This is a genomic window from Mucilaginibacter sp., from assembly GCF_025359345.1.
Taxonomy (GTDB): Bacteria; Bacteroidota; Bacteroidia; order Sphingobacteriales; family Sphingobacteriaceae; genus Mucilaginibacter.
In genome coordinates this window covers 24618-47372 of sequence record NZ_JANYGQ010000017.1, presented here as the reverse complement: position 1 = coordinate 47372, position 22755 = coordinate 24618, and the positions used below count along the sequence as shown (strand labels likewise).

At 44.7% G+C, this 22755-nt stretch carries 9 protein-coding genes; 3 read left to right on the top strand and 6 right to left on the bottom strand.

Features of this window, described 5'->3' with window-relative positions; all coding sequences use genetic code 11:
• The first annotated feature begins 199 nt into the window (after positions 1–199).
• Positions 200–313: a peptide-methionine (S)-S-oxide reductase gene (locus Q0R52_RS29325; RefSeq protein WP_366520870.1), complete on the top strand. Its 114-nt coding sequence runs from the start codon at positions 200–202 to the stop codon at positions 311–313.
• A 154-nt stretch (positions 314–467) separates the two neighbouring features.
• Here Q0R52_RS29325 and Q0R52_RS09355 read toward each other — a convergent pair whose 3' ends face one another.
• From Q0R52_RS09355 to lpdA, 3 genes are all read right to left on the bottom strand, one after another.
• Positions 468–5483, bottom strand: coding sequence for a DUF2341 domain-containing protein (locus tag Q0R52_RS09355; RefSeq protein WP_295794229.1), 5016 nt, complete (start codon positions 5481–5483; stop codon positions 468–470).
• Positions 5484–5727: 244 nt separating this feature from the next.
• A complete protein-coding gene (locus Q0R52_RS09350) occupies positions 5728–8412 on the bottom strand; it encodes a T9SS type A sorting domain-containing protein (protein ID WP_295794227.1) in 2685 nt (894 codons plus the stop codon).
• A 616-nt stretch (positions 8413–9028) separates the two neighbouring features.
• Positions 9029–10432, bottom strand: a complete 1404-nt coding sequence (gene lpdA / locus Q0R52_RS09345) for a dihydrolipoyl dehydrogenase (RefSeq protein ID WP_295794225.1) — start codon at positions 10430–10432, stop codon at positions 9029–9031.
• A 350-nt stretch (positions 10433–10782) separates the two neighbouring features.
• Between lpdA and Q0R52_RS09340 the strand changes: the two genes are divergently transcribed.
• A complete protein-coding gene (locus Q0R52_RS09340; protein ID WP_295794223.1) occupies positions 10783–13065 on the top strand; it encodes a family 20 glycosylhydrolase in 2283 nt (760 codons plus the stop codon).
• A 517-nt stretch (positions 13066–13582) separates the two neighbouring features.
• On the opposite strand, the gene recA is transcribed toward Q0R52_RS09340, so the two are convergent.
• From recA to Q0R52_RS09325, 3 genes are all read right to left on the bottom strand, one after another.
• Complete coding sequence (gene recA, locus Q0R52_RS09335; protein ID WP_295794221.1) at positions 13583–14590, bottom strand: recombinase RecA; 1008 nt, start codon at positions 14588–14590, stop codon at positions 13583–13585.
• Between the two features lie 136 nt (positions 14591–14726).
• Positions 14727–15488, bottom strand: coding sequence for an endonuclease III (gene nth, locus Q0R52_RS09330; protein ID WP_295794220.1), 762 nt, complete (start codon positions 15486–15488; stop codon positions 14727–14729).
• A gap of 299 nt (positions 15489–15787) precedes the next feature.
• Positions 15788–15952: a hypothetical protein gene (locus tag Q0R52_RS09325; RefSeq protein WP_252794200.1), complete on the bottom strand. Its 165-nt coding sequence runs from the start codon at positions 15950–15952 to the stop codon at positions 15788–15790.
• Positions 15953–16551: 599 nt separating this feature from the next.
• On the opposite strand from Q0R52_RS09325, the gene Q0R52_RS09320 reads away from it, so the two are divergent.
• Positions 16552–22686 (top strand): cadherin-like beta sandwich domain-containing protein, encoded by a 6135-nt coding sequence (locus tag Q0R52_RS09320; RefSeq protein ID WP_295794216.1) that lies wholly within the window; start codon positions 16552–16554, stop codon positions 22684–22686.
• Positions 22687–22755 lie beyond the last annotated feature (69 nt).

Sequence of the window (22755 nt, the reverse complement as noted above, 5' to 3'; positions counted from 1 at the left end):
GTACAAATAACTAACATTTGCGATATTTTCGTAATGGGTACTTATCAACATATTAACATTCTTAACGGTTGTAACACGCATTATTTTTTCAGCTTTAATAATTTAACATTTTTACAGGCTAAAATGGCAATCATATTGCCATTTTAGCCGCTGAATAACCAATACAAACCTTACAAATCTTATATTCGTTGATGACGTTATGAATACTCGGAAGATCGCATTTGGAAACGGATGCTTTTGGTGTACCGTAGCAATTTTAGAAACCCTTAAAGGCGTTAATGCCCTTCGGTCACATGGGCGGTGGCCGTTATAAAAGGCTAGCAGATGATCAAGTTTTCGACCAGCCTATCGTAACAGAAATCACGCCAGCGTAAACTTTTTATAAGCTGAGGACTATTACCAAGATTATTCCGAAAAAAAACGAGCCCGGATTGCTTTAATAACCCAAGCCTGAAAGTGAGAGTAAACTATAATTTAACAAAGGTAGTTTTGCCTACAACGCTTTTATCTTTATTATTCAACACCTGTAAAATGTAAGTACCCGGTTGCAAAGCGCTTACATCACCCTGCCAGGTTTGTTGTGAAGAAGTTGCCGATTGAATAACCGCGCCCGAAACATTGATGATTTTAATTGAATAGCTACCCGGGGTTGCCGCGGCTGCGGGACTATATCCTGTACCCTGCACACCCGACAGGTTAAGCGTTACCAATCCCGGTTGATTGATGTTCAGGTTTATTAAACCAACGGCCGGGTTGGGATAAACAGCAATGTTGGTACTTGCGGTTAACCCGGTGCCTGAATTATAACTTATCGCAATTGCTTTTGTATAGCTGATTGTCCCGTTAAGGTCCTCAATCTTTACCCGGTAAATGTTTACCGCATTGACGGGGTTACCATCCAGAAAGGTATAAGTACCCTGCGAGTTTGATGCAAAACCGCCCAGTACACCGAATGTTGCGCCATTGTCGGTGCTTCTTTCTACAGTAAAGTTCGTATAATTTTCTTCGTTCTCCACTTTCCAGTCAAGCTGCACGCCTCCGGTGGCCTTTGCTGCCCTAAAATCGAGCAGGTGTATACCAAGCGCCTTATTTTGACGGATAACCAGCTCAAAACGCTTATCGCCAAAGCTCATTGTGTCGTTTCGGTCGATATCAAAAACATAGGCGCTGTTATTGCGTATATCCAGCGAGTCTTTTTTATACTTGTCCATCAGCCACAACTCGTATATTTTAGGCAACGAATCTAGCTGGGTTTTTTCGAGGGTGAGCCGCCCGCTGTTTTTTGCAGTTACATTTAGCTTAATAACCAGGGGGGCTTTTTTAGGCAGCGGTAAAAAGTTGATGGCTAACGCTTCAGGTACGGTATCTGTTGAATAGCTTGCAAGCCCTTCGGCAGCACTCAACCCAGTCAGGTATTTGCTATCTTCTGATAAATCATATTTCGCAGAAGCTGATGACTTAAAGCCGATCGCAAGGTCGTCATAGTTTAATGAATCAATGGTTAACCGTAAACGGAACAATTGCTGTTTAACTGCCTGTCCTGCAGGGCTGCCCATCATTAAGTTACCCGAACCTGCGTTTATAACAGTTGTTGATTTTGCAGACTCATTAAAAACCAGCGAAGGCGACGTATTATTTGCCTTTACAAAAAAGCCCTGACCGCTCGCTATTTTACCTGTAAACGCAACCGGGTTACCTACATGTGTACTTGATGAATAGGTATTATATTGATTAGTTACCGGGTTAAATACGTAAATGCTGGGGTTTATATTTGTTGCCACAATACCGCCGGAGTTCACGGCTTCCCAGTCGATAGTGCTGGCATATGGGTTACCCACCAGGTTAAATCCTTGTATTGCACTGTTGCCGGCTACCGTTGTAAACAGCAGCCCGCTGCCTGTTTGCCAGTTGTTTACGGTATAACTGCCCTGGTTTAAGTTACCGGTAGCTGTAAATACAACACTTTCGGGCGCTACATAAGGGTAGGTGGTTTTACCCGGGCTGGTGCCTACCGAATTAATTTTATCACCCCTGAAAAAAAACATAAAACCATTGCCTACATACAGCGCTTTGGTAGTGCCGTTATTGCTAATTGTTAAAGTATAAGGGCTGGTTAATGTACTCATATCCGTTACACCTTTAAAATTGCCGCTGGTAAAGCTGGCGTTACTTGGCGTATAATCCTCGCTGTAAACATAAATAGTTGGATTACCGCCCAGTGTTCCGAAGCTTGATTTGGCTCCGCTCACAATGGCACTTGCTGCAATATAATTTATGGTGTATGGGTATTTACCACTCACCGGGCCAGCATTAACCGGCGATGACATTAAACGGTAGTTGCGATAAACCCACCTGCCGCCTGATACGGTACTGCCTCCCGTTAAAAAACGCTCCACATTAACGCTGCCTGTTATACTATAGGATGATGGTATTACCGCAACACTGGCGGTTAATGCCGACGAGCTTTTTAAAGTTAAAGCGCCGTTGCCGGCATTGTTAATTACTAAATTCCCTTTTGTTAGGGTTAAGGTATTATAAACATCAACCGGGCCGCCAGTAATAGTTACTGTACCTGCTGATGAATTATTTACGGTCATATTACCCAACTGGGCTGTATTGGCTGTATTGGCACCTGTGAAAGTTTGTGCCGATGAAGCGCCATTCCAGGTTATGGCTGATGCAGTGTTACTCCCATAAAGAATACCTGTTCCGCCGGTTGTAGCGTTGTTGTAAATATTGCAGCCAACGCTAAGCGTGTGGCCGTTTAAATTTAACGAACCTCCGCTGGCAATGGTTAAGCCATATAAGCTTGCGTCAACAGTAAGTGCAGGGTAGTTACTCAAGCCTGCCGGAACTACCAGGGTGGCGGTCCCGTCAAAAGCAGGTAACTGACTGGTTGTGCCTGCTGTGGTATTATTCCAGTTACCTGCAACGGCTGGGTCTGTACTTGAAGCACCCGTCCATGTATAAGTTAAAGCCCCGGCTATCGCCGCGGCATTGGTGGTATAGGTTACGGTTGAGCCAACGGTTGTGAATGTCGTGGGGCTATTTTGGTCGCCATATTCCGCTTTAACCCAGTCTGCTGTTTTGGCAACATTTGATACCCGGGGTTCATCAATTATACCATTAAAGTAAAACACGCCCCCCCCTTCACCAACGCCTATATACAGGGTTAAATTGGCCGATGGATTATTGCTGGTGGTTAAAGCTTTATATTGCGCTCCGTCAACATAGGTGCTAAGGGTGGTTCCTGTGTATACATTTTGAACATAGTGCCACGCGCCCGCCGCAAAAGCCGTTGGGTTAGGCGTGGTGGACCTGTTGCTGGCAATGCCCGATTCTGACTCGGGTATATTAGTGTTGTAAACGGCTAGCTTGTATCCGCCGCTCAGGTAACCGGTGGCATCCTGGTTGGTCATAATTTTTTGATCGAGGCCGATGGCTCCAAGTTTCACCCAAGCCGACAGGGTAAAAGCGCCGGTAATTGATACGGTAGCAGCGGTGATTTTTTTACTGGATCCGTTAAAAGTATAAGCAGTGCCAATTTTACCAGTAACAAGGTCGGCAGAAGTCATTCCGCTGGTAGTGCCTGTATGCGCGCCGGCTGTGCCATCAGTTACTGAGCCGGTGTAGGCAGACTCATTAAAATGGTAAACCGCTTTATAATCACTCGCCCAGGTGTTCGCAAAAAATGCTGCATTATGAGTTACCGGTGGCGGTTTTGACCCGTAATAAAACGAAATAGTATTATTTGTTGCATAGGTTAAACTGGGAATCTGCACCCATACCAATAAGGTCCCCGTGGTTTGATTATAGCTTTCCACCTGGTAATATAATTCGCTGCCGCCGCTTACAAAAGCAAGGTCATAATTAGGGCCATTAGGGTTTTGCACCTTATCAGCGCAAGTACCTGAAATAATCAAATTATTATCCTGTATACTAAGCAATGCGGGAAAATTTGCAAGGTTTGAACTTATTCCAAGTGTGGTTGTATTTAGCGTAATAAAATCCTGGAAAGCATAGTTGCTATAAGCGGCGGGGTTGTTTACTGTAATATTAAGCGAGGCAGAACCACTGCCGCCGGCATTATAAGCAGTAACAGTATATGCTGTTGATGCCATTGTTGCTGTTGGCGTACCGCTAATACTGCCTGTACTGCTGTTAAAGCTTAAGCCGGCAGGAAGGGTACCATTCAAAAAATAGCCCCCGCTTGGCTTAAATTCGTACACTTTGTTAGCGCTGTAGCTGGCCACAAACAAATTACCCGAGTTGTCAACCACCAACCCTTCAGGATCAGTAACTGTTACACTGGTAAGCAAAGTGCCGCTTTGATTATAAACCTTAACTAAGTTGTTGCCTGAATCTGCTACATAAATATTTCCGGCCCCATCAGTTGTAATGGCATAAGGACCACTGAAACCAGTCAGTAAAGTGGATATAAAAGTCCCGGCCGAGTTATATTTGATTACATTACCAGCCGTTAAATTTAATACATAAATGTTACCTGCGCCATCTATCGTAACCCCTGATGGACCGCTTAAATTAGCGGTAGGCAGTGAAAGTATAAGCGTGCCGCTGGTACTGTATTTTTTTACCGTGTTGGCGCCCGCATCAGCAATATAAATATTATTTGACGCATCAATATCAATGCCTAAAGCCTGGCTTAGCCCGCTGATTATAGTAGATTGGTAAACACCGGCCGAATTATATTTATAAACAGTGCCCGTACCGGTTGTAGCTGTATTAAGCACGTAAGCATTACCCGATGAATCAAAAACAAGGCCTATGGGTGACGACATTGTAGCGCCGGAACCAAAAGTACCAATGTAAGTACCACTGGAATTGTATTTACCGACCGTATTATTATTGTAATTTGCAACATAAATATTGCCAGATGGGTCTATTGCCATATTGCTTTGTCCTGCTAATGCAGTGCTGGTAAGCGCTATGGCGGCGCCAAAACCAAATGTGCCTACTGCTCCCCCCGTATTTGTAGGCGTTAAAGTAGTAATGGGCGTGCCAACAGTATATACCTGTGGCGTTGTATAAGCAATAATTGGTGCTGCCAGGGTAAGCGTTACTGATATAGTAGTGGATTTTGAGCCCGCAAAAATGCCCGTTGCCAAAACGCTGTAGTTATTGGTTACAGTTAAGGTATAAGTACCGGGCGATAATCCGGTTGTAGACAAACTGGCGCTGTATGAAGTTGTACCCGTAGCAGTAGCTGAAGCTGTGCTAACGGTAACTACCACACTTGTTACTACGTCTAAAAACGGAGCGCTTGCTGTTCCTGTTACAGTTATGGTGCTGCCTATTGCGTAAGAAGAGCCGGTGGCAGGAGAAGTTATTGAAACGGTTTGCGCTTTGACATCACTAACTACCAAACCTATTAGCGCAACTGCAATAACAAGCGTCTTTGCAAGGTAATTATATCGAATAAAAACCTTGTTTAAGCAATTTAAGGAATTTACGAAATACTTCATAGCAGCTATTCTAAATTCATCACAATCATCATTAAAAACCCGCGCCGGTAGTGCTTAAAGGTTATAGCTATTTACCTAAGATTACCTAAACGAAAATCTATGGCATAGATCTACAACCCGAAGAAAAAATCAGCTCGATTTCTTTTTACGAGTGAATATTAGAAAGGTTACAACTATTTGTTAATTAAAATCATTATTGATATAGCCCTTATTATTTATTCATAATGCCTGATTTTATTTCATGCTACAATTTCACAAAAGTGGTTTTCCCAACCGCACTTTTGTCTTTATTATTCAATACCTGCAAAATATAAGTTCCCGGCTGAAGGGCGCTCACATCGTCCTGCCAGTTAGGCTGTGTTGAGACCACCGATTTTACAACTGCGCCCGAAACGCTGATTATTTTTATGGAGTAACCGCCACTGGCACCTATTGATAAGGTGCCTTGGCTTGGCCCTTGTAAAGTAGCCAGGTTAAGCTTTTCTAAAGCGGGCTGGCTGAAGCTTAAATTTATTACGCCCCGCGCTGGGTTTGGATAAATGTTGATATTGGCGCTTGCTGTTGATTGAGTACCAGGGCCGTAACCTACCGAAATTGCTTTCGTATACCTGATCGTTCCATTAAGGTCTTCAATTTTTACCCTGTAGGTATTTACCGCATTAGCTGGATTTTTATCCATAAAAGTGTAAACACCCTGTGAGTTTGACACGAAGCCTCCAAGCACAATGAAATTTGCGCCATTATCGATGCTTCGCTCAAGCGTAAAATTGGTGTAGTTTTCTTCATTCTCTACCTTCCATGTTGCCTGAACGCCTCCGGGAGCCTTTTCAGCCTTAAAATCAAGCAGGTGTATCCCAAGCGCTTTGTTTTGACGGATTACCAATTCGAAACGGTTGTTTCCAAAAGAGCCGGCATCGTTTCGGTCAATATCGAATGCGTAAGTGGCATTATTACGTATATCAAGCGAGTCCTTTTTATATTTATCCATTAGCCAGAGCTCGTATATCTTCGGCAACGAATCCAGCTGTGTTTTCTCGATGGTAAGCCTTCCGCTAATTATCGCATTTACATGTAACTTTATAACCTGCGGGGCTTTTTTTGGTAGCGGCAAAAAGTTTACGGCCAAAGCCACCGAGTCTGCCGACAGACTTGCAAACCCTGTTGATGCTCCCGGGCCTGCCAGGTATTTGGTATCTTCCCATATACTATATTTTGATGAAGCATTTGATTTAAAGCCGATGGCTATGTCATCGTAATTTAAACTATCTATAAACAGTTTCAGGCGAAACAGTTGCTGCGTAACCGCCTGCCCTACCGGTTTACCCATCATTAAATTGCCCGATCCTGCGTTTATTACCGTTGTTGGTGATTTTGCTGTTTCGTTAAATACCAGTGAAGGCGATGTATTATTTGCCTTTACAAAAAAGCCCTGGCCGCTTGCGATTTTGCCCGTGAACGATACCGGATTACCCGTATGGGTGCTTGACGAATAAGTTTTATATTGATTGGTTACCGGGTCAAGCACAAATACGCTTGGATCAATGTTTGTTGCCACAATGCCGCCGCTGTTAGTTGCCTCCCAATCAATAGTGCTGGCATAAGGGTTACCCACCAGGTTAAACCCCATAATGGCACTGTTACCGGTTACGGTTGTGTAAAGCAAACCGCTACCTGTTTGCCAGTTACTAACGGTATAACTACCCTGGTTTAGAGCACCCGTTGCGGTAAAAACGACGCTTTCGGGAGCAACGTAAGGATAAGTTGTTTTACCCGGACTGGTGCCAACCGAATGGGTTTTATCGCCCCTGAAAAAAAACATAAAACCGTTACCAACGTAAAGCGCCTTGCTGGTGCCATTGCTTGTAATAGCCAGGGTATACGGGCTGGTTAATACGCTTATATCAGTTACACCCTTGAAATTGCCGCCGGTAAAACTGGCGTTGGTGGGGGTATAGTCTTCACTGAAAACATAAATGGTTGGATTGCCTGTTAATGTACCAAAGCTTGATTTGGCCCCGCTAACAATTGCACTGGCTGCAATATAATTGATAGTATATGGATATTTGCCACTCACAAGACCCGCGTTAACTGGCGAAGACATTAACCGATAACCGCGATACACATAGCGCCCGTTTGACACGGTACTGCCGCCGGTAAGGAAACGCTGCACATTGTATTGCCCGCTAAACCCTGAAGTACCTGAACTTATAGCACCGATTGCTGCACTGCCTGTTGCATCAGAAAGTAAAGTGAACGTGCCCGAATTACTGACACCTGCCGAAGACCCTGTGAGATACATAATGGATGTGGGGCCAAGGTTAAACGTACCCGAATTTGTTATGGAGCTGCTGCTGCCGCTAATGTTAAATACGGATGCTGTGGCAGTTAATGTACCAAGGTTACTGATGGTTGAATTATTATAACTGGTTACCGTAGCCGAACTAATAGCAACGGAGGTGTTTGTGTCGAAATAGAGATTGCTTGCCGCATACGCATTAATAGCAGTATTAAGCGTAATGGCCCCTGTACCTGTAAACGTAAGGGATGTTGCAAACAGAATTGAAACAGTACCCACATTTAAACTACTTGCAACTGTTAATGCTTTTCCGTTGGTATTAATGGTTACTCCGCCTATCAGTCCGGCCGTGCTATTTATCGTTATGGTTTTTGCATTAGCGGGACCAGATAATGATATCGTAAAGCCCAGCAATAGCTCATTAATGGTAACATCATCCGAAGAGGTTGGCACATTACCGGTAGACCAATTGCTTCCTGTGTTCCAATCGCCGTTTCCAAATCCAAGGAAAGGCCCATTCCAGGTAATGGCAGTTGCGTTGGTCGTGTTGAATAGAAGCGACAGAATCGCGCCGCAAATAAGGATTTTAAATGCATTATTTTTTTTTCGATAATAAGGTTTAAACTGCCCCATAACCATATCAATATTTAATAATAAATATTTATTGATACGCCCTGTTCACAATAAAAGTTTCATGAAAAAGCACCTTTAACTTCCACGAAACCCTCACAAAATTAGGCATGGGCAGCGGCAATATCAACCCGTTAACAAACCCATTTTTTTGAATAAAAACACCCGGTATTTTTGCGTAAAACTACGTGAGTTACCGTTTAAAAACACCCGGTCGGAATTTTGAAAACATCGTTTTTAGGGTAGGATAGGCCATTTTGTATTTTGGCAAATAAACACGGCGGGAAGTATTCATTTCAAAATATTAAATGTTTAACCATTTAATATTTGCGCATATTATTTCATATTAGTAAAAAGCCAAAAGCAGGTATTTAACAAATTGGGAAATGAATTATTAACAAATTCGTGAAAAGACGATAAATTATGCCCGGTGAAACGCAAACTGCAATCGTTTGCCCACCCATTTGCAGATGCCGGCAACTTAATATTAACCTGAAAATTTATTGCTAAACCCTAAAAACAGAAAGAGATTTGACATCTTTTTAAAGCCGTCAAATCTCCTCTATCAAAATTCACCATCCTCTTAATTCCGAAATCGAAATTCCGACTTCCGAAATCCTTACATATGTATTGCCCTGTTCTCAGTAGCGGCAAGGCAAGCTTCCCGCATGGCTTCGGTATAAGTCGGGTGGGCATGGCTCATACGCGAAATATCCTCTGCAGATGCACGGTATTCCATGGCAACCACGGCCTCGGCAATCATATCCGCGGCGCGGGGGCCAATCATGTGAACGCCTAATATCTCATCGGTTGTGACATCGGCCAGTACTTTTACAAAACCGTCTAAATCGCCGCTGGCGCGCGCACGACCGCTGGCCCTGAACGGAAACGAGCCTGTTTTATAGGCAACACCCGCTGCTTTCAGTTGTTCTTCTGTCTGCCCAACAGCTGCAACTTCGGGCCATGTGTAAACCACACCCGGAATAAGGTTATAATCGATATGCGGCTTCTGTCCGGCTATAATTTCAGCAACCAGGGTGCCTTCGTCCTCGGCTTTATGCGCAAGCATAGCGCCTTTAATCACATCGCCAATAGCATACACGCCTTTAACACTGGTTTCCAGGTGTTCATCAACCGTTATTTTGCGGCCGCGTTCTTCAACAGTCAGGCCAATTTTGTCTAACCCTAATCCATCGGTATAAGCAATACGGCCAACAGCTACGAGGCAGTAATCACCTTTTAATTCTTTCTTCTCCCCTTTCGTGTCGTCAAAAGTTACGGTCACTTCCTTGCCTTTTACACTGGCGCCAGTTACTTTGTGGCCCAGGTAAAATTCCATCCCAAGCTTTTTCAAAACACGCTGCAATTCGCGGCCAAGGGCTTTATCCATAGTTGGGATAATGCCATCCATAAACTCTATAACCGACACTTTTGAACCTAAACGGGCGTATACGGAACCAAGCTCCAATCCAATTACTCCTCCGCCAATTAGTACCAAATGCTTCGGTATTTCTTTAAGCGATAAAGCCTCAGTTGAGGTGATGATGCGCTTCTTATCTATTTTGAGAAACGGCAATGCCGAAGGTTTTGAGCCGGTGGCTATAATAACATTGGTTGTTGTCAGTTCCGCAGCAGTACCATCAGCCTTGGTTACGATGATAGTGTTTTTGTCTTTAAACGAGCCAACGCCGGTATGTACGTCGATCTTATTCTTTTTCATCAGGAAAGCGATACCGCTTGTATTGGCGTCAACCACTTCCGTTTTGCGTTTTATCATTTGCCCGAAATCAACCCCAAGGTTGTCCAGTTTTATACCATGGCCTGCAAATGTATGTGCGGCATTATGATAGTGTTCGGACGAATCGAGCAGTGCTTTTGAGGGTATGCAGCCTACATTAAGGCAGGTGCCACCCAAAGTATTGTATTTTTCAATTATAGCAGTTTTTAAACCCAGTTGGGCACAACGTATAGCGGCCACATAGCCACCAGGGCCCGAACCGATTACGATAACATCATATTGCATAAGCTTTTAAATTGTTGCGAGCCGCAAAGTTAAACTTTTTAGTTCATGGTTCATAGTTGATGGTTCATAGACTGTGGTATTAGTTGGTAGCAATTGCAGCGAGTAGTGGCAGCCGTAGCAATATTACTCTTCAACCAGGTCTCAACTGCTTACTGCAACTTATAAACTACTGCCACCTCCCCTACATTTCCTCTCCGGCCATAAACTATGAACCATCAACCACAAACTCCTTGTAATAATATAATTACATTTACCCCTAAAACAATTTAAAGCCAAATAGTTATTCTAATTTTCCCCTGTTGAATAGCACGCCGCCACTTGCTTATAAACGTCACATTAAATTGAAACTAATGAAACTGTTTACCCTTACGCTTGTCCTTTTTATCTCTTTAGTAGATGTCGCCCTTGCCCAAAACGACCCTTATGAAGGCCTTATCCCTGCGCCGGTTTCGCTTGTAAAAGCAACAGGCACCTTTACCTTTGGCAAACTTACCGTTGTAAAGGCTGATAAACCGAAGGATAAAGCCGTTGAGCTGTTTAAAGATTTTCTAGTAAATAACCGCGGACTAGCTAACAAAGTGATAAAATATAGCCCAACGACAAAAAGCGGCGGCACTTCGGTTATACTTACTTCGCGCGGCGCCGATAAACTGCCTGCCGAAGCATATAAGTTAACCATTACTCCCCGCAAAATAACCGTCATTGGCAAAGGCGCCGGCTTATTTTATGGAATACAAACGTTAATACAGCTTTTCCCTGTCGATAAAACTGTAGCAGCCAACCTGCCCTGCATGGTAATAAATGACGAACCACGTTTTGGCTACCGGGGTATGATGCTGGATGTGTCGCGGCATTTTTTTAATGTGGCCCAGGTAAAAAAAGTTATCGATTTAATGGCGGCTTACAAGCTTAATAACTTTCACTGGCACCTGGTGGACGGGCAGGGCTGGCGTATCGAAATAAAAAAATATCCGAAGTTAACCGAGATAGGTGGTACCCGCCAGCAAACCATGTTCGGCACTAATCGCGATTGGCCCGACGGGCAGCCCTATACCGGCTTTTATACCCAGGATGAGATACGCGATGTAGTTAAATATGCCGCCGAAAGATATATCAACATAGTGCCCGAAATAGAAATGCCGGCCCATTCGGATGCTGCACTGCGCGCTTACCCCGAGCTGATGTGCACACCTGATACTTCCGTCAAAAATCCTGCGCGCACAAACGGGCTGTATTGCCCAACGGAAGAAACCTTTACTTTTTTAGAAAACGTGCTTACTGAAGTGATGGCGCTCTTCCCCAGCAAGTACATTCATATAGGTGGCGATGAAGCCAACAAACAGCCCTGGAAAGAATCGGCTTTTTGCCAGGCTTTGATGAAACAGTTAAACCTGAAGGACGAAAAAGAACTGCAAAGCTATTTTATACAGCGAATGGAGAAATTCATCAATTCCAAAGGTCGCAGCATTATTGGCTGGGATGAGATACTGGAAGGCGGGCTTGCACCAAACGCCACAGTAATGAGCTGGACAGGCGAGCAAGGCGGCATAGCTGCGGCACAGCAAAAGCACAATGTAATTATGACGCCCCAAACAACCGGTCTGTACTTCGATCATTACCAAAGCCGATCGCCGTTGGAGCCGGTATCGTTTGGCCGCTATGCTGAATTTTCGGAAACCTACAAATACGAGCCTATCCCAAAGGTATTAACCGCCGACGAGCGAAAGTATATTGTGGGTCTACAGGGAAATTTATGGACCGAATTTGTGCCGACTGTGGCTAAACTACAGTACCAGATTTTACCTCGAATTTTCGCGCTTTCGGAGATTGCATGGAGCAAGCCTGAGAATAAGGACTACCAAAGTTTTTCGGAAGTACGCCTGGCCAAACATTTTGAACGGCTTGATGCCATGCACTACAACTACCGTGTGCCAACCGCATTTGAGGTTATTGATACGATGATGATAGGCGCACAGTTCACTATGGCGCCGAAAACCGTCGTACCCGGCGCGCGGATTGTTTATACGCTTAACGGCCGCGATCCGGTCGATACCGACCTGGGATATGAGTCGCCAATTACGTTTAATATCCCTGCCGGCGAAAAGCGTGTTTTCAAAGCCGTGGTAATAACACCTTCGGGTCGGCGCAGCCTGCCAACCAGTACCATTATGTATAACCAGGCGCCGGTTGCAGCCGCTAACTATACCGGTAACAGCGCGGGGTTAAAGTTCACATTAATAAAAGGGAATTTTACAGCTCCCGACCAACTTGATTATGCGCCTAAAGACAGCGCAGGCATAGCTAAAACTTTAGAGACCAGCGAATTTAGAAAAACGCGACCCGCATCGGGTATAATTTATGAGGGCTATATTTCTATCCCCGCCGATGGCGTGTACAACTTCTCGGCCGCCGCTTATAATGACACCCAATTATTTATCGACGATAATAAAATAGCTGATAACGAAGGAGCTTTATCCCTGTTTAAAGGATATCATAAAATAAAGATTAAATACTTTTATACTGCCCCTGTACCCGGTACGCGCCGTAGGGGTAATCCGGCAATACGTATTTATATGATTGCGCCGGGAACTATGGATAAAAAGTTAATTACTGGGGATGTGCTTTATAACTAAGATTCTTTGAATTCATGGGATTTTAAGATTTCCAAATCTTATTGAGTATCAATCAAAATCAGCGAAATCAACGTAACGGCGCAGCCCTCTTGAGTGCCTTAAAAGAAATAAGCAATTGCGAAAAATCACATAAATCAGCGGTTAATCTTAGTTTAAAAGCCAAGGGCCGCTTCACTTGGAGCAGCCCTGGCTTACCTCAGAATCCCTAATTATTGCTGAAGCTTTATTTTTAATACGATATGCCTTGCCTGTAAAGTGGCGCCTGTGTGGCGCGTCATTGCTTATTATCTGGCTCCAAAAATCCGTTGATTAAACGACCTGGTCAATACCACATATGTAGTATTTTTTAGTAAGTACAGGTACTGATAGTAGCATCAATTTCTAGTTAAAAAAAGGGTATTGCATCGGCATAGTCCGTTAATTCCAAACAAAAAGCCCCGGCTAAACGCCAAGGCCTTCTTCATATCGAAGCAATCGGTGAAATCACTTTCTCAAATCGGTGAAATCTCAAATAAAACTATTCCTCCACCAAAAGGTCACCGGTAACTGTCGCCTTTATTTTGCCTTCCAGTTCATCCATCAATTCGGGGTTATCCAGTATCAGTTGCTTAACGGCATCGCGGCCCTGGCCCAGGCGGGTTTCGCCATAGCTAAACCATGAGCCGGCTTTTTTGATGATGTTGTGCTCAACACCCAGGTCAATAATTTCGCCGGCTTTGGAAATACCTTCGCCAAACATAATATCAAATTCTGCTATACGGAACGGTGGAGCAACTTTGTTTTTTACAATTTTTACCTTAACACGGTTACCTGATACTTCATCAGTATCTTTTATCTGTGATATACGGCGAACGTCCAAACGTACCGATGCATAAAACTTAAGCGCATTACCACCGGTAGTAGTTTCGGGGTTACCAAACATAACGCCAATTTTATCGCGCAATTGGTTGATGAAAATACAGCAGCAACCTGTTTTGCTGATGGTACCGGTAAGCTTACGCAATGCCTGCGACATTAAACGTGCATGCAAGCCCATTTTCGAGTCGCCCATCTCGCCTTCAATTTCGGCTTTCGGAACAAGGGCCGCAACTGAGTCAATAACCAGTATATCAATGGCACCTGAACGGATAAGGTTGTCAGCAATTTCGAGGGCCTGCTCACCGTTGTCCGGTTGTGATATCAGCAGATTCTCTACGTCAACACCTAATTTTTTAGCATAAAAGCGGTCGAACGCATGTTCAGCATCAATAAAAGCAGCAATACCTCCTTTTTTTTGGGATTCGGCAATAGCATGTATAGCAAGAGTAGTTTTACCTGATGACTCAGGGCCATATATTTCAATCACACGGCCTTTTGGCAAACCGCCAACACCAAGTGCAATGTCAAGACCCAAAGAACCTGTTGAAATAACTTCGGTTGGCTCAATAACGGAATCACCCAGTTTCATGATGGTACCTTTTCCGTACGATTTTTCCAGTTTATCTAATGTTAACTGTAATGCTTTTAATTTATCTGAACTGCTCATCTTAAAAATTGTATGAAACAAATGTAAATAACATTTTTTATAAATGCTAATATTTTTAGTAATTATTTTTTATTGGGTGATTTGGCTTAGCTTTCATTGTTACAAAGGATAAACTTAGCTAACATAAACAACTTAATCAATCATTGTTATCAACACTCCGCTTCTTCAGCTCTTTGCTAATTTTATTCAATACGTTCCTTTTTTTTAATTCTTTCGCTTTTTTAATCTTCAAAGCTTCCGCCTTCAATAAAGCCGTTTCGGTATGAGCGCTTTCATAATATTTGCAAAACCAGCTGATGGGGCAAATCTCGCACTTGGGTGTGCGTGCCACGCATATATAACGGCCGTGCAGTATAAGCCAGTGATGTGCCACGGCCAGTGTTTCTCTTGGCAAAAACTCAACCAGTTGCTTTTCAACTGCCAGGGGAGTGCGGGCTTTATTGGTGAGCCCAATCCTCGCCGATACCCTAAACACGTGCGTATCCACAGCTATAGCCGGTGCATCAAACACCACCGACGAAATAACGTTTGCCGTTTTCCGCCCTACCCCGGGCATCTTCTGCAAATCATCTATTGCCGATGGCACCTCTCCTTTAAAAACCTCAACCAAAACTTTTGCCATACCTACCAAATGTTTGGCTTTATTATTAGGATAGCTTACACTGCGGATATAAGTAAAAACTTCATCAGCAGTTGAAGCAGCAAGCGATTCGGGCGTGGGGAAGCGTTCAAATAGTGCCGGCGTTACCTGGTTAATGCGTTTATCGGTACATTGTGCCGAAAGAATAACAGCCATCAGCAACTGGAACGCATTGCCATAATGCAACTCGGTTTCGGCATCGGGCTGGTTCTTTGAAAAATATTCTACGAAGTGCTGATAACGTTCTTTCCTGGTCATTGATTCAATGGTTCATCGGTTCAATTATTCATTAGTTCATTGGTATTTGCAGGCAGGAATGGCGTAGCAAATTCAAATACAATAGTCTTGAATTTATAACAAAAGCCAAAGAATATTATTTATTTCACGAAAGATATGGTTTGGCTATTATATTGAACATTGCCCCAATGAACTAATGAACAATTGAACTAATGAACCACTGAACAAATGAACCACCAAAAAATAGAAAGGTTCACAAACCATAGACCATTTTATAAAAAACAGCTATGGCCTGTGAACCAGTGAGGCAGACGGTACTGCTAACGTAAGCTCCTCGAATGGTCGAGAATGTGGTGAATTGTTTGAACCTTAGGATTCTTTTTCAGCAGGTCCAAATCAGCACGAAGTGAATGATAAAACATTAACTCGTCGCCTTCCAGATTCTCCTGTAATTCCTCGTTCACCATGGCTTTGTCAGTCAGCAAATTTAAAGTCGTTGTAAAAGTTTCATCCATAAGCTTTCTTATAATTTTTTTTGGTTTACAGATACTAAACGAAAGCTTAAATATAATATTTTATCAAGATGAAAATTAAATGAAATTTTTTTGTTACAAAGGTTGGAGGGGAAAATAAACGGCCGTAATTATTATCAGGGTCGGGTTGTTTTTATGCCTAAATTCAAAAATTAAGCGGTTTTTGCATTAATTGCAGATGGTGTCAGCCGATCGTTATTATATTGCATACAGCCCCCACCGTCTCATTAAAATATCATCATTTACGTATTTCCTGCTCCAGGCAGGCTCCCGGGAACCAATCTCCGGCGTTTTATTACGCAAATTTGTCCACCATTTGTCCACCCCATATTGTTGTTAAAGCCCGCAAGTGATTGGTACCTTAGCGTATTGTTAACGGCTTTTTTACAAGAGGAGACAAACGATCATAATCTAAAATTATTGCGTAACCCGGCACAAAAAAATTAAACATCAATAATAAAAAGTATATTTATCATCAGTTTCAATCTGAAAAATCACCCCTTTTTTCGGGACCTATATTATTCAACCAACTTATTATCACCCTAATAAAAATGAGAACATATTTACCTTCATTGCAAAAGTCAATATCAGCAAACCGTCGCTTTGGTAAGCCCGGCTTACTGGCGACCGTAGTCCTTTTGTGCACTGGTATCGCGTTATTCGCCGCGTCGAAAAACGGGGGCAAGTTAAACTTTACCTTTGAAGCCCATAACCATAAAGCCACACTTGTAAATGCAAAAAAACCTGCGGATCAAAATGCCAGGGGTAATACTGCACAAGGCGCACCCATCAGTGTTAGTTACAGCAGCAGCAATTACACTTTTCATGTAGGCACCACTATTTTGTTAAAGCCATCCGCCAGCGGTGTAGCTGCACCGGCGTATACCAGTCCTGTAGTACTGGGTTCCGGGTTAAACTTCTCTCAAAACGGCTTAACACTGGATGCGGCCGGTAATATGTATGTAAATGACCAGGACGGAGGTTTCGGAAACGTTAAAGAAATAACTGCCGACGGCAGCACCACCACCACGATAGGTTCGGGGTTTTTAAACCAAAGCGGGAACGTAGCGGTAGATAAAACAGGAAATGTTTACGTTGCCGACCAGGCAGCCGTATGGAAAATACCGGCAAGCGGCACTCCGGTAACGTACGGTACGCCGGTGGTTATCAATAACACTTTTAGCCGACCATTCGGTGTTGCAGCCGATACCCTGGGCAATATTTATGTAACCAATATAGGCGGCGGCGTATATAAAATGGCAAATGACGGAAATAATAAAGTTAGGATAGACGATGGGACAATTAATAATGGCTCCGGCATAACGGTGGACGCTGCCGGCAATGTATACGTGGTTGATTTCGTTACCCTGGCCCTGTATGAGATACCTGCAAACGGCAGTCCTCAGGTGCAGCTGGCAACCGGGTTTAGCTTCCCCAGAGGCGTAGCAGTTGACGGCGGCGGAAACATTTATATTGACGATGAGGGCGCTAATACCATATACCAGGTTCCGCCTGGTGGCGGAACACCTGTTTCGGCAATTTCGGGTATGACTAACGCTGTAGGCGTAGCTGTTGATGCAATGTATAATGTATATGTTGGTTTGCAGGGCTCGGCAGGCATAAACAAATTTAGCCCGACGGGGGGCTATTTTATAAGCCCGGCATTGCCTGCAGGCTTAAGTTTAAATAATACAACAGGTGTCATCACCGGCACGCCCGCAGCTATTACAGCGGAGAAAAGCTATATTATATCGGCTTATAACTCCGATAACAGCGTTTCAGATACCATTCACATTGCTGTTAACCCCCCTATTCCCGTTCCGGTACTTAGCTATACTAATCCGAATGTGGATACATTAGGCGTTGCTATAGACCCCATAGTACCATCGGCCACCGGCGTTGATACACCGGGTTATGCGCCATATAAGCTTATAGCCAACGGATTTTCGGCTCCGCTGGGAATAGCGTCAGACACTGCGGGCAATATTTACGTGGCCGACAAAGGCAACAACCTGGTAAAAAAAGTACCTGCCGATGGCAGCCCAACGGTGACCCTAGGTTCGGGTTTTAGCAGCCCATCGGGTGTTGCGGTTGATGCTGCAGGTTTTATATACGTGGCGGATGCTGATAACGGAGCGGTCAAGAAAATGTCGGCCGATGGCCTCACAATAACAAGCATCGGCTCTGGTTTTACGTCACCGGTTGCCGTGGCAATTGACGGTGCAGGCAATGTATACGTTGCCGATGCTGGAGCTGGCGCTGTTTATAAAATATTGGCAAGCGATGGCAGTACGGTTACGCTATCCGGTACTTTTGATACCCTAACAGGTATTGCAGTTGATAAAACCGGCCAAAATATCTATGTTTCAGACGGGGCCGCAAATTCAGTATACAAAGTTAGTCCTGGTTGCGGTTGCCCCGAAGATCTTGGATTCTTTTTTAATTTTCCCACGGCTGTCGCGCTCGACCCTCAAGGTAACTTATACGTGGCTGATGCGGATATCCCGAATACAACCGGACTGGTTTACAAAGGCGACGGCAAAAGCAGTAATTTTGTAGATATCGGGTCAACCTTTTTATTTCCTTCGGGAGTGGCGGTTGATCCATCAGGAAATTTATTCGTAACCGACGCAGCTGCCGGCATTTTATATGAAATTGTACCGTCCGGAGGATACTTTTTAGCTACTATCCTGCCTAAAGGATTAAATTTTAATGATACAACAGGTGTCATCAGCGGCACCCCTGCTGCTTTAAGCAGTGCAACAAATTACCATGTACTTGCTTATAATGCAGGCGGAGCGGCCCCAGCCACGGTTAATATTGCAGTAGTATTGCCGCCCCCGCCAACCTTGAACTATAATACTCCAAATACTTATACAGCAGGAACAGCTATTACACCACTGGTGCCGACAAGCAGTTACATTGCGAAAACATCTTATTTAAGCACCCCTACATTTATCGGTTCCGGGTTTAATGCACCGCGGGGCACAGCAGTCGACAAATCGGGCAATGTATTTGTGGCTGACTCACTTAACAACGCCGTAAAAATGATCCCGGCGGGCGGAGGTGTCCCGGTTCCATGGGGCTCGGGTTTTAGCGCCCCCACTGGTGTGGCGGTAGACAGCCTAGGCTTTGTATATGTATCTGATTATGGCAATAGTGCCCTTAAAAAAATAGCTCCTGACGGCGTTACAGTTACCAGCATAGGTGATCCGATAACGTCACCAAGCAGCGTAGCCGTGGACGCAGCAGGCAACGTTTATGCAACAGATTTATCCACAGGTTTCATATACGAAATAAAAGCTTCTGATGGCAGTACCGTAACGCTTAACAGCAGTTTCGCGTTGCCATTTCCAACCGGTATCGCTGCTAATGCTGACTACATCTATGTCTCTGATGGTGGTTTTGGCGCCGTACTCAAGTTTAAGCAGGGTGGCGTTATTCCCGATATAGTAGGGGCGTTCAACTACCCAGCCGGGGTTGCAGTGGATGCCTCAGGCAACCTATATGTTTCTGACGAGGGCGACAGCACAATTTATAGGGTACCAGCCAACGGGCTTCCTGTTACAAATTTAGGTACCACCGGCCTCAGCGGCCCCGAAGGCTTATCGGTTGATGGGAAGGGCAATATTTATGTTGCAGATGTAAATAACAACACGGTTGGCCAGGTTGTTCCCAACGGTGGCTTTTATATAAACAGGCCATTACCGGCCGGGCTTACCTTTAACAGCAAAACCGGAACGGTTAAGGGTACACCAACCTCGGCGTCGCCGGCAAAAGACTATGCTGTTACGGGATATAATTCAGCCGGAGCGGTATCCGCACTCTTCAGCATTGAGGTTGATTTACCGCCGCCGCCAACTTTGAGCTATACCGGTCCCAATAATTATACAGTTGGAGCTCCTATTGTTCCTCTTATACCCTCATCTGCAAATGTCAGCACTAAAGCATACACAGCAGCCCCGACAGTTGTTAGCTCGGGTCCTTACACTTTTATTGCCGGGACTGCAACGGATAAAGCGGGCAATGTGTATGTTGCTGATGCCGGCGCTAACACCGTTACAAAACTTCCTGCAGGGGGTGGCGCGCCGGTTAATATCGGTTCGGGATTTGACGGCCCGCAAAATGTGGCCGTTGATGCTGCAGGAAACGTTTATGTTGCCGACGCCGGCAATAGTTCTATAAAAAAGATACCTGGCGGCACAGGAGCACCGGTAACTATTGGTTCAGGATTTGATTACCCGGTTGGCGTAGCAGTGGATGCAGCCGGAAACGTATATGTTGCTGATGAAAGCAGTGGCAGCAATGGGGCCGTGTACAAAATTCCGGGCGGCAGCGGCTCGCCGGTTCTGCTTACCACCGATATTACTAACCCAACAGGTATTGCTGTTGATGCATCAGGCAACTTGTTTGTGATAGATGCATTTGCAGGTGCTTTGTATGAACTTGTTGGAGGCACAGGCACGCCCGTAACCATTGGTCCGTTGTTCAACTCGCCGGAAGGGGTTACAGTTGACAATGCCGGAAATGTATATGTTACCGATACCCCCCTAGGCATAGTGGATATCATACCTGTAAGTGGTGGCCCTGTAAGCACGGCAGGCGGTTTGGGCTTACCATTCGGAATAGCTCTTGACGGTGCCGGTAATCTTTATGTTTCAGATGCCAACGATAATACCCTTAAAAAGGTAGCACCGGCAGGCGGCTTGTTTATTAGCCCCATGCTACCCGCCGGATTGCTATTTGATGGCACTACCGGCACAATCAGTGGTACGCCAACCATAACCAGCCCGGCTACAAACTACACTGTTACAGGTTATAACCCGGGCGGTAACGTGTCTGCCGTTGTTAACATTAAAGTGTGGCCAATAAATGCCTTGTTAACCACCCTGAAATTGAGCCCGGTTTCGCCACTTACCCAGGTAAGCGGGCCGGGTTATAAAAACTTTACAACCTCGGTACCAAATAGCGTAGCAACGGTTAAAGTAATACCAACCGCGCTGGATGCCACCGCGACAATAATGGTTAACGGGACCGCAGTAACCAGCGGTACACCCTCGGGAGCAATAGCCCTGGATGCCGGTACTAATGTAATCAGTACTGTAGTAACGGCTAATGATGGTGTAACAACAAAAACCTACATCATAACCATAACACGCGCCGCGTCAGCAAATGCTGCACTTGCAGGCGTTACGCTTAGCAGTGGCGCACTGTCGCCGGCTTTTGTAACCAATACAACCGGGTATACAGTAAATGTGCCCAATGCAACTACTTCAATAACAGTAACACCTGCTACCGCTAATAATGGCACTGTAACCGTAAACGGAACGCCGGTAACATCCGGAACCCAGTCTGGCCCGCAGACTTTAGCTCTTGGCCCCAATGTTATTATTGTTGAAGTTAAATCGCAGGATGGCACAACTATTAAAGATTACACGATAACGGTAAACCGCGCAGGCTCAGCCAATGCATTGCTTACATCGATAAAGGTAAGGCCGGTTTCGGCACTTACGGTAGTGAGTGGCCCTGGTTATCAAAACTATACTACATCGGTACCGTACACTCAAAGCGGTATTAAAGTTGTCCCTACACTACAAGATGCAACAGCGACGATCACAGTAAACGGTGTTGCCGTTGCAAACGGAGCAACTTCAGCAAACGTTCCCTTACTGGTAGGCGACAATGTAATTAATACCTTGGTAACCGCCCAGGACGGCCATACTACTAAAAATTATATAATTACAGTAACACGTGCACAATCACCAAATGCAGGCCTGGCAAGTTTAAGGCTCAGTAATGGCGTATTATCACCAGTATTTGCAACTGGCACAAGCACTTATACTGCAAGCCTACCAAATTCCATCGCATCAATTACGTTAACACCCGTAACCATTGAGAATGGCACCGTAACTGTAGGCGGCGCACCGGTAACATCCGGTTTTGCTTCGGCAGCGCAGCCTTTGGCGGTGGGCCCTAATGCCATAGATGTGATGGTAAAATCACAAGATGGCAGTGTCACCAAAACTTACACAGTAACGGTTACCCGTGCGCCAAGCGCATTGCTAACTACGCTAAAATTAAGGCCTGTTTCTACACTTACCGAGGTGAGCGGCCCCAACTATAAAGATTACACAACAACAGTACCCAACAGCCAGGCTAGCGTTAAAATCATACCAACCGCGCAGGATCCTGCGGCAACTATAACCGTAAACGGGTCTGTCGTAATTAGCGGGGCTTTGTCACAAGCCATTGCGCTTAACGTTGGCGATAACATAGTAACCACCACAGTAACCGCGACTGATGGCATAAGCACTGAAAGCTATGTTATAACCGTAACAAGGGAAGCCGCTCCGGGCATGGCAAACTTAAATGCAAAAAATGCGGAACAAATTCTTAATAATAACCTGGCAGTGCACCAAAATGTGTCGCCAAATGGCGATGGCAATAGCGATGTGCTGGTTATAGATGGCATAACTGCTTTCCCGGATAATAAGCTGCAGATAATGAGCCGCAGCGGCGCGCTGGTTTATGAGGCCAAAGGCTATGACAATGGCACAAAAGTTTTCGACGGCCATTCCAGCACCAACGGCAAATTACAACAGGCCGGTACTTATTTTTATTCGCTTGAGTACAAAGACGGGAATGAAGTAAAACGTAAAACCGGGTTTATTGTGCTGAAGTATTAGGCTTATCGATTAGTTAATCAAAGATTAGCAGAAGAGACTTAAAGTTATAAATTTAATAGCCAAGCCTTA

Coding starts and splice junctions, on each gene's coding strand:
- lpdA (WP_295794225.1), bottom strand. CDS start 10,432: ATGCAATATGATGTTATCGTAATCGGTTCGGGCCCTGGTGGCTATGTG.
- nth (WP_295794220.1), bottom strand. CDS start 15,488: ATGACCAGGAAAGAACGTTATCAGCACTTCGTAGAATATTTTTCAAAG.
- Q0R52_RS09340 (WP_295794223.1), top strand. CDS start 10,783: ATGAAACTGTTTACCCTTACGCTTGTCCTTTTTATCTCTTTAGTAGAT.
- Q0R52_RS09320 (WP_295794216.1), top strand. CDS start 16,552: ATGAGAACATATTTACCTTCATTGCAAAAGTCAATATCAGCAAACCGT.
- Q0R52_RS09355 (WP_295794229.1), bottom strand. CDS start 5,483: ATGAAGTATTTCGTAAATTCCTTAAATTGCTTAAACAAGGTTTTTATT.
- Q0R52_RS29325 (WP_366520870.1), top strand. CDS start 200: ATGAATACTCGGAAGATCGCATTTGGAAACGGATGCTTTTGGTGTACC.
- recA (WP_295794221.1), bottom strand. CDS start 14,590: ATGAGCAGTTCAGATAAATTAAAAGCATTACAGTTAACATTAGATAAA.
- Q0R52_RS09350 (WP_295794227.1), bottom strand. CDS start 8,412: ATGGGGCAGTTTAAACCTTATTATCGAAAAAAAAATAATGCATTTAAA.